This window comes from Bacillus cereus, from assembly GCF_015071065.1.
GTDB lineage: Bacteria > Bacillota > Bacilli > Bacillales > Bacillaceae_G > Bacillus_A > Bacillus_A cereus_BA.
The window spans coordinates 112,918-122,126 of record NZ_VOVA01000012.1 but is presented as its reverse complement, the minus strand read 5'-3'; the positions used below and the strand labels follow the sequence as shown (position 1 = coordinate 122,126).

Here is a 9,209-nt window from a genome sequence, read left to right as displayed (position 1 = left end):
GGGGGGGTTTTTAAAAAGAACAACCTCCCCCCGCCGCAACCGAAACCACAGCTGTCACATCTACTAAGACCGCCGCAAATATCACATCCACCGTTTGAATATGCGTCATAGTATCCAAATCCCGTATCAAAAGATGAACGTCCTTTTACCGGTTCGATCCAAACAGAATCATTTGTCACGTCGACTATTTTACCTAAATGGATGCGACCGTCACGATCTTCAATTCGAACTACTTTTCCGAAATAACGTTGGCATGTATCATAACATTTTTGTCTATGCATGTTCTTTCCTCCTTCCCATTACAGTAATACGATATGTAAGGGGGACAAGTGCTGCTTGTATGAATGACCTACCTATCATAATTGTTATAGGAAAGGGGAAATATATGAAAAGGATATATAGTGAGGAGGAAATGAAATGAAATCTACAGATCAATTTCAGACGTACGAAGTTCCTTGGGAAGAATTTATAGAAGCATTGCGGGGTGAAATGAGGAAACAAGTAGGAGCGGATATTATAGATACAGTAGTTTGTAATTTGGAAGATGGTTTTGAAGTGTATACATATGTGCAAGGAGATTTGGATTTCGAGTATACAGAAGCTCTTGAACGAAAATATGGGAGTGATGCGAAAATACCTAATTTGTTAACAGTTATGCTAGTAGCTAGCATTTATAATACGGGTGAAGAAAATATACGTTTGCATGCGGATAATAAAGATAATCCAATTGTTGAGGTATATGTGAAGCAATGAAACACGCTGTGAAAGGCGTGTTTTTTATTTATCCCGCTATTTGTGGGCAGTAAAATTCTCACCTCAAAATTCGGCTGGAGCAAAGAAGTTAGGTGGGAGATCAACTGCCCGTAAACGCCCGATTGGTGAGGGCTAATAATCAGTGGGGGATGAACAGAACCCCCACTGATTAAAGTTTCACTTTATATGATAAAATGTTAGGAAATTAAGAAAGAAGGTGAGTGAATTGAAAATTAATCATCTTAATTTAACAGTTACAGATGTAACAGCTGCTAGAGAATTTTTAGAAAAATATTTTGGTTTAACTTGTGGTGGAGCAAGGGGAAGTGGCTTCGCAGTTATGCGTGATAATGATGGGTTTATATTAACCTTAATGAAGGGAAAAGAAGTTCATTATCCAAAAACATTTCATGTAGGATTTCCACAAGAAAGTGAAGAACAAGTTAACAAAATTAATCAAAGATTGAAGGAAGACGGATTTCCAGTCGAACCTCCTAAACATGCACATGCGTATACGTTTTATGTTGAAGCACCTGGAGGATATACAATTGAAGTGATGTGCTAATTTAAAATCAAACTTTTTGTTAAGAGTTTTTAATTTTAAAAGTAGGAAAAGTCTGTTTTGAGGATGGAGCTTAAACAGGCTTTTTTACCTATATAATTGGATAGAAAATGCCAGAAGGAATATTACCAAGTTATATATCTATTTACATAATAAAGTTATGGTGCGCTCGTTGTCCTAAAATACAAGTCATATATCTTGTTTCCTCTCATAAATTTAAACATAGGAATTTGTCTACAAAGGTGGCGAAGCCTCATCATGAAAATTCGAATTTGTGCCACGTTCATGTTGTTTCTATTTATATGTTTACCTTTTTCAGTTTTTGCAAAAGGAGAGGAGGCAAAGGAAAGGGTCGTTTCACTTGTATATGATGATTCGGGCAGCATGAGAAATAACGATCGTTGGAAGTATGCCAATTACGCCTTGCAAAGTTTAGTTGCGCTATTAGATGAGAAAGATAAATTTTCTTACGTTCCAATGAGTAAGCCAAATGATCCGTTAAACATTTCGTTAACAAAGGATCAAAGGCAAACAGAAATTGATGGGATTGGCGCGTGGAAAACATATTTAAATACTCCATTTAGCGCAGTAGAAACGGCGATGCAATCTATAAAAAAGGAAGCAGATATAGATGGGGAACGTGAATTTTGGCTTATTGTACTAACTGACGGGGCATTTAATGATTTGGAGAAAGATAAGGTTGGCGGAAAAGAACAAATTACACAGAAGTTAGCACAGTTTAAGAAAGAAATGGATTCTAAAAAGATCTCTTTACACCCAGTCTTAATCACGATGGAAGAGGATTTAGGGCAGCAAGAGAAGCTGCAGTTAAATACGTTTAAAGAGATTTGGAAAAAAGAAATGAATGGAGTTGTCATGCCGTCTAGCGGTGAGGATGGTATTGTACAAAGTGTGAATCAAGTGGCAGCATTAGTTGCAAATCGTGATCCATTTTCTTCTGTTGAATCGATTGTCAAAACGAGAATAGTAGGGAAAAAAGTAGAGATTACAACGCCGTTTCCATTAAAGCGTATGACGCTTGTACGACAATCACCTTCTTTGTCTAATTATAAAGTTATGCAACTTTCCAAACCGTTACAATTGCAGTCTTCTTTTTCCATACATGCACCAGGAGAGGCTAAATTATTCGGAAATATAGTGCATGTAAGTACAGCGAATCAGGAAGTGATTAAGCCAGGGACATATACGATAGAAGTGGATCAAGACATTGAGAAAGAGGGATTACAAGTACTTGTTGAACCGGCTCTTAATTATACTGTTTCTACGTATGACAAAGATGATAAAGATAGAAAAAATGTTGAGAAAATGTATGAAGATGTGACAGCTGTTATTGAAGCGAAACCTACTGAATTACCAATTCAAACTTCTTATTTCGAAGCAGAAGTAGAAATAGACGGAAAGCAGTATCCGATGAAGTGGGATGATAAAAGACATGTGTTTTATTACGAGACAAAAGTTGGTAAAGAGTTAGTACGCGGGAAAGTCCATATGAATATAAAGGGATTTTATAGACAGACGAAAGAATTCAAGATTGAACCAGCTGAAAAACCAAAATTAGCACTTCAAACTGTTACGAAAGATTATGAAGAAAAGGTAACAAATTTAGAAAATAGTAAACCATTTATTTTACAGCCACAGTTAAATGGTAAACCGATGACAGAAGAGGCTGTAAAGAAACTATTAAAATCTACTGGTGTCACATCGAATCAATCGATCAACTATGAATTAAAACAGCATGGTAGTCAAGTTTATGTTTATCCTCGACCTTATTACTCCGACACATTCAATTTTACAGATACCGGCACCGTAGAGGCTACCATCACGATCAATGATTCAAAATTACAAGAAGTAAAGGAAAAGATTGTACTTCACATTGAAAATGCGCCTTTTTTTGAGAAGTATGCGCTCATTTTTAAATTTGTAATTCCTATCACTTTATTACTTTTAATAGTAGGAATTATTATTTTAGGATGGATTGTTCGTCCGAGATTTCATAGGAAAGCATTACTATATTACGAATGGGATCAAGAAGTAGCGAAAGATTGGCTTTATCAATCTGAACCAGAGTTACTTAAAAATAAATGGTGGAAGCACTATTTTGGCATTCCATTCCGAGCAGAAAGAAAGACGGTGCAATCTGTAACATTAATAGCGAAAAAAGGATCGAAATCTATATTTGTAGCGAAAGAATCGCAAATAGTTGGGATGATTATTGATGGAATGTTTATTACAGAGGAAGAAGTGGGAATGGAGCATAAGACATTGTATCCAAATGAAATTTTATTAATTGATAGAGGATATGGTAAGGAGATTTACCGGTATGAATGTGAATAGTAGATAAGGTATAAGGGAGACGGAGGCAAAGTGGCCCTCTTTATCATCTTTTTTTCAAACAAGCACGAATAGGAAGGTGGTTCACATGACATTACAAGTTCCAACGATATTAATTGGATTAGGTGGAATCGGTAGTACTGTCACACATCAAATATATGAAAAATTACCTGAGGAGCGTCGTAAAAAGGTAGCGATGCATGTATTTGATACAGATGTGAATACATTGAGTAAATTTGATCATATTCGGAAGTTTAAGACGCAAACGAGTTCGAGTAAAACGCCGAGAGAGTATATTGCGGGAGATCCAACGATTCCGGAGTGGTTCCCAATGGATCCGACTATACTGGATAAACCGTTAACAGAAGGAGCCGGACAGTTACGCGTCATTTCACGTTTAGCGTTACGTGCTGCGATGAAAGAAGATAAACTGACATCGTTTTGGCAAGAAATCGAGAAGATTTTTCCAGTTACAAGTGATCAGACGGAATATGGTGTGCGTGTCATTATTGTAACGTCGCTAGCTGGCGGAACAGGATCAGGGATGTTTTTACAAATCGCATTATATTTGCGTGAAATGCTTCGGAAAAAATTGCAGCATCACAACATTTTAATTCGCGGTGCGTTTTTAATGCCAGATGTTTTAGTTAAGACGAGAACGGTTAGTGCGAAAGAGTTTGAAACTGTGCAAGCGAATGGTTATGCATCGTTAAAAGAGTTGCACGCTATTACGCTCGGGTCGACTGGTGAATTATCAAAACGAGGCGGCGTAACGATTGAATTAGAATATCGTCCTGATCAAGTGGATGAAGATGGAAGAACAAATCATACGATAAAGCAGCATCATTTACCGTACAATTATTGTTTCTTATATGATTATGAAAATTTACATGGGCACCATTTGCACAATTTATCGGATTATATGGAGCAAATGACAAATACGATTTATTTACAGTTATTTAGTCCAATGTCTGCGAATCATTTTGCACAAGAAGATAATCAAATTCAGCAATTGGCAGAATCGAGTGGGAAAGGGAGATATTGCGGAGCAGGAACGGCAAAACTTATTTATCCGTATGAGCACGTTTTGAAATACTGTGCTTTAAAATGGGCGGTGCAAGGTTTAGATGAATCGTGGCTTCATTTGGATCAACTGTTTCAAGAGAAGAGGCAAAGATACGATCAAGATGTAAAACGCGGTATGCAGCGTGAAAAGCCCGAGCGCGGGAAAAGTTATTTAGAAGATTTAGAGCATCTTGCTACTCGTCCAGAGCAGGCCCATATTTTTTATAGACAAATGTTCAATGAGACGCGCGAAGGAGCAGAGGGCGGTAAGGTCGGTGTCGCGAAATCTAAGTTGTTTTTAGAGGCTGTCGAAAGCTATGTACACCGTACAGTGCAAAAAGATGAAGAATTAAACCGCCTGCAGCATGAGTGTAAAATATCGGCTGCTAAACTGAAAATGATGGAACAAATGAAAGGTGAAGTAGCGAGAGTTGATCATGCGGTTCGTTTATATGCTTATGCGATTCCGAGCCGTGTACATGAGCACGTGACTACTCTTTTATATGACATGATCGAATCAGATCGTTTTACACCGAGTGGCTCAGAAGGACAGTCTTATCAATTAAATACATGGTTTTTAAAGAAAACGGATCCTGTCCATCCAGTCGCAGCACGCTTTATGCTGTATGAAATTCGAAAGCAGTTAGTAGAGAAGATGAATCGACTACATGAAAATAATGAACAAAAGCGTAATTTAATTCAAAACTACGATAAGAAATTTAATGTGAGTAATATTGATGGAACGGTAACGGCTGTTCGCCGCGTTGAAATTGCCCAGCAACAAGGTTGGGTCGGCAAAATGTTTTATAATCAGCAACGTTTGTTCAAAAAAGAATTTGAAGATATCGTAACGCAATATGTCCACAAATTAAGTGAGTATCGTAAAGAAATGTTGTTAGAACTCGTGTATCAATCGCTATACCAAGCAGTTGATAAAATGATTCAATATTGGGAAAGATTCTTTGATAATTTATACGAAACACGTGAAAATTTATTGTTTGAAATTGAAAAGCGAAGCAAGGAATTTGAGGGGAAAACGAACCCGACGAATGTATACGTATTAGCTGAAGAGAAATTGCAAGAAAAGATTTGGCAAGATATGCAGCAACATTTAAATTTAGGTGTATTACCGAAAGATATATCGTCCGAAATTTATATGAGCTTGTACGGGGAATATTGTCGTGATGCGAAAGCCGAAGAAATTCAGTCGAAAAAGGTGGAAGACTTCTATCGTGAACATATATTGAGTTATTGTTATGACGAACTTCAAGTGCGCTATCGTGACAAACTAGAGCTTAATATCGTTGAAGCATTGCGAAAAGAAGCAGATTTCAAGAAACGTGATCGTGATGAATACGTTCGTGAAAAAATTGAAGATCTTTTCCATTTAGCAAGTCCGTTTGTTCCGAAAGTTTCTCATCACAGAGAATTACAATATTGGGGTGTACATCCATCTTTAAAACAAGAATTGCAAGAAGAGTTATTGCAAGAAATGTTTAAAGAAAAAGATACGGTAAACGAGGCGTTTTCACCATTTGAAGTGATTTGTTATCGTGCTCATTACGGATTATCGCTACAAGATTTTCCTAAGCTTTCATCTGGACATATTGCGAATGGTTTTATGAACGATAAAGGTGACTACTTTCAATCGTATTATCGCCGCGTGAACAAATTAAATAGTAAAAAATCTAGTTTGACGCCGCATTTAGATAAATATTGGCATTTACCAGCCTTTATGCCAGACTTGAATGCAACGCAAACGAAGTTAGATTACGATAAATGTAATCGTGCTCTTCTATACGCGTATATGTATCGTTGGATTAGCTTAGTTGCTGTTGATGGACAATTCGTGTATCAATATAATGGTGTCGGTCGTAGCTTTTTAATCCAGTCGATGGGGAAAAATATTTCAAACGAAAGTTATAAGTTGCACAGAGCATTGCTTCATAATCCGTTTATTTATGAAAATATCTTGTCCAGGTTTGAAGAAGAGCAAGAAAAGGCAATGATACAAGGTGGGCATTTATATACACATGCATTTGTATTAGGTGCTCAAGATATTAGATGGCTTCGTAAAGAGCATGTCCATAATATTTTAGATATGATTTTAATGTATGATCGTGAGGCAAAATATGACCCGACGTTAGAAGAAACATCTGACGATTTGTTAAGGCTATTCCTTGATGAAATTGAGCTGTATTTCCAAAACTATTACGGAACAGGTGCAGATATGGTTGCAAAGAAAGAGAAAGAGATGTTTATGAAACAATTGTGGGATCGTTCGTATGCGAAAGGGTATGTGGATCCAAATAGTGCGCCTTATAAAAAATGGCAAAATGTATTACATGTTCCCGATGAAGAAGAAGTGCCAAAAACGAATGTATAATGAGTGAAAAGGGAATCCTTAAGAATGGCAATACAACTTTAGAAATGAGGGATTCCGATGCCGTTTTTAGGAAGTGTATATCAAATATTTGGATTATATCCAGAAATTTATTATGGAATGATTTCCGCGGAAATTGCAGAGCAACAAATGGAAGAGCAAAAAGGGCAAGAAGATCAAGAGACTGAAGTATAAAACCATGCAGGCTACTCGCCTGCGTGGTTTTTTCGTGTTACAATAAAGCGAATTTTTTAAGGGAGAGAAAGAGATGAAATGGATTTATTTTATTATTATCAACGTTATAGCATTTAGTATGATGGGGCTTGATAAGCGAAAAGCAAAGAAAAAGCAGTGGAGAACGCCAGAAAGTACGTTGTTTTTATCAGCTGCAGCTGGAGGGGCGGTTGGAGCTTGGACTGGTATGTATATGTTTCATCATAAGACACATAAAAGTAAATTTGTCTTCGGTATTCCGGCGCTCGTTATTATAACAGTAGGAGTGTTTTTATACATATAACGGATTGGCAAGAGGAATGTCGAAAGAAATGCAGATTGAATATTGGTAAAGTAAGCATGTGAGACTTTATAATGAAGAAAAAAAGAGAAGAGGAGAAAAAGAAAGATGGGGAGTCAAAAAACGCAGCAAAAGCAGGGGATTATATATGCAGCAGGTGCATATACGATGTGGGGAGTCCTTCCGATTTATTGGAAATGGGTGGAGGAAGTTCCGGCAGATGAAATATTAGCGCACCGCATCGTTTGGGCATTTGTTTTTATGTTGTTAGTTTTAGGAGTAACGAAGAGATTTCGTCAGTTTGGTGGGGAGTTAGTGGCCCTTTTTAAACGACCTAAATTATTAATGTCATTAACAATTGCTTCGGTACTTATTAGTGGAAACTGGTTTGTATACATATGGGCCGTAAATCATAACCATGTAATCGAAGCAAGTCTTGGCTATTATATTAATCCACTTATAAGTATTTTACTTGGTACAGTTGTTTTAAAAGAGAAGCTTAATTTTTGGCAATATGTTGCGGTTGGTTTAGCTGGAGTAGGTGTTGTTATTTTAACAATACGTTTCGGATCAATTCCATGGGTTTCTCTTTCACTTGCCTTTTCATTTGGATTATATGGATTAACAAAAAAATTATTAAATTATGACGCGACAATTGGGCTTACGATGGAAACGATGTTAGTGACGCCATTTGCGCTTATATATTTGTTTATGACAGGAGTTCATGGCTTTGGTTCGTTCGGTTCTATTTCGGCAATATCAACGTTTCTTTTAATAGGAGCGGGTATTGTTACAGCATTACCACTCTTTTATTTCGCTAAAGGGGCGCAACTTATTCCGCTCTATATGATAGGGTTTTTACAATATATTGCGCCGACTATTAGTTTAATTTTAGGTGTTTTCGTCTTTGGTGAGAAATTCACATCAACTCATATGATGGCATTTTTCTGTATATGGGTTGCTTTATTTGTCTTCTCGATAGCGAAAACAAAGTTTTTACTACAGAAACAACCGAAATTTATTAAAAATAAATCAGCAAAAGTATCATAATGCGTAGTATTTTCTACGCATTTTTCTTTATACTTATAATTATATAGAAATTCCATTATAGTCAGTGAGGAGCTGAAAAACATGGAAACAATTTTACATAATGATCCGCTTATGGCAGCTATAATTTCTTGGTTTATAGCACAGTTAACGAAAGTCGTTTTTAAATTAATAAAAACAGGCGAGTTTGATTTTGCTAAGTTTTTTGCTTCAGGTGGAATGCCAAGTTCGCATGCTTCGACTGTTACTGCACTTGCTACAGGTGTCGGAGTTGTGGAAGGTGTGGAGAGCACGGTTTTTGCGGTTGCCGCTATTTTTGCCATTATTGTTATGTACGATGCTTCAGGAGTAAGGCTTGCGGTAAGTAAGCAGGCGAAAATATTGAATGATTTTTTTCATGGTAGACAAACAGAATATAAAAAGTTAAATGAACTCGTTGGACATACACCGTATCAAGTTGTTGTCGGTGCGCTATTAGGAATTGTTGTCGGGGTTGGATATTGTTTGTAAGCAGAATGTGTGTAATGCACATT

At 36.8% G+C, this 9,209-nt stretch carries 8 protein-coding genes and 1 pseudogene; 8 read left to right on the top strand and 1 reads right to left on the bottom strand.

Translation table 11 applies throughout. From position 1 onward, the window contains the following. A pseudogene (locus tag FT637_RS22365) lies at positions 1–281 on the bottom strand (hypothetical protein); the annotation flags it as partial. 136 nt (positions 282–417) lie between these two features. Here FT637_RS22365 and FT637_RS22360 point away from each other — a divergent pair. The 8 genes from FT637_RS22360 to FT637_RS22325 all read left to right on the top strand — a co-directional run bounded on the left by FT637_RS22360 (position 418) and on the right by FT637_RS22325 (position 9,186). After that, positions 418–753 carry a hypothetical protein gene (locus FT637_RS22360; protein WP_193648169.1) on the top strand — a complete coding sequence of 112 codons (336 nt, stop codon included), beginning with the start codon at positions 418–420 and terminating at the stop codon, positions 751–753. Positions 754–979: 226 nt separating this feature from the next. After that, positions 980–1,318: a VOC family protein gene (locus tag FT637_RS22355; protein WP_193648168.1), complete on the top strand. Its 339-nt coding sequence runs from the start codon at positions 980–982 to the stop codon at positions 1,316–1,318. Between the two features lie 255 nt (positions 1,319–1,573). Continuing rightward, entirely contained in the window at positions 1,574–3,670 is a 2,097-nt protein-coding gene (locus FT637_RS22350) for a vWA domain-containing protein (protein WP_193648167.1), read from the top strand. An 85-nt stretch (positions 3,671–3,755) separates the two neighbouring features. After that, the gene (locus FT637_RS22345; protein WP_193648166.1) at positions 3,756–7,118 is read left to right on the top strand and encodes a tubulin-like doman-containing protein; all 3,363 of its coding nucleotides are present in this window, start codon (positions 3,756–3,758) and stop codon (positions 7,116–7,118) included. Positions 7,119–7,175: 57 nt separating this feature from the next. Beyond that, positions 7,176–7,310 (top strand): phosphonate ABC transporter permease, encoded by a 135-nt coding sequence (locus tag FT637_RS22340; protein ID WP_193648165.1) that lies wholly within the window; start codon positions 7,176–7,178, stop codon positions 7,308–7,310. Positions 7,311–7,383: 73 nt separating this feature from the next. Then, the gene (locus tag FT637_RS22335) at positions 7,384–7,632 is read left to right on the top strand and encodes a DUF1294 domain-containing protein (RefSeq protein WP_193648164.1); all 249 of its coding nucleotides are present in this window, start codon (positions 7,384–7,386) and stop codon (positions 7,630–7,632) included. Positions 7,633–7,737: 105 nt separating this feature from the next. Further along, positions 7,738–8,679, top strand: coding sequence for an EamA family transporter RarD (gene rarD / locus FT637_RS22330; protein ID WP_193648163.1), 942 nt, complete (start codon positions 7,738–7,740; stop codon positions 8,677–8,679). An 81-nt stretch (positions 8,680–8,760) separates the two neighbouring features. Beyond that, the gene (locus tag FT637_RS22325) at positions 8,761–9,186 is read left to right on the top strand and encodes a divergent PAP2 family protein (RefSeq protein WP_193648162.1); all 426 of its coding nucleotides are present in this window, start codon (positions 8,761–8,763) and stop codon (positions 9,184–9,186) included. Positions 9,187–9,209 lie beyond the last annotated feature (23 nt).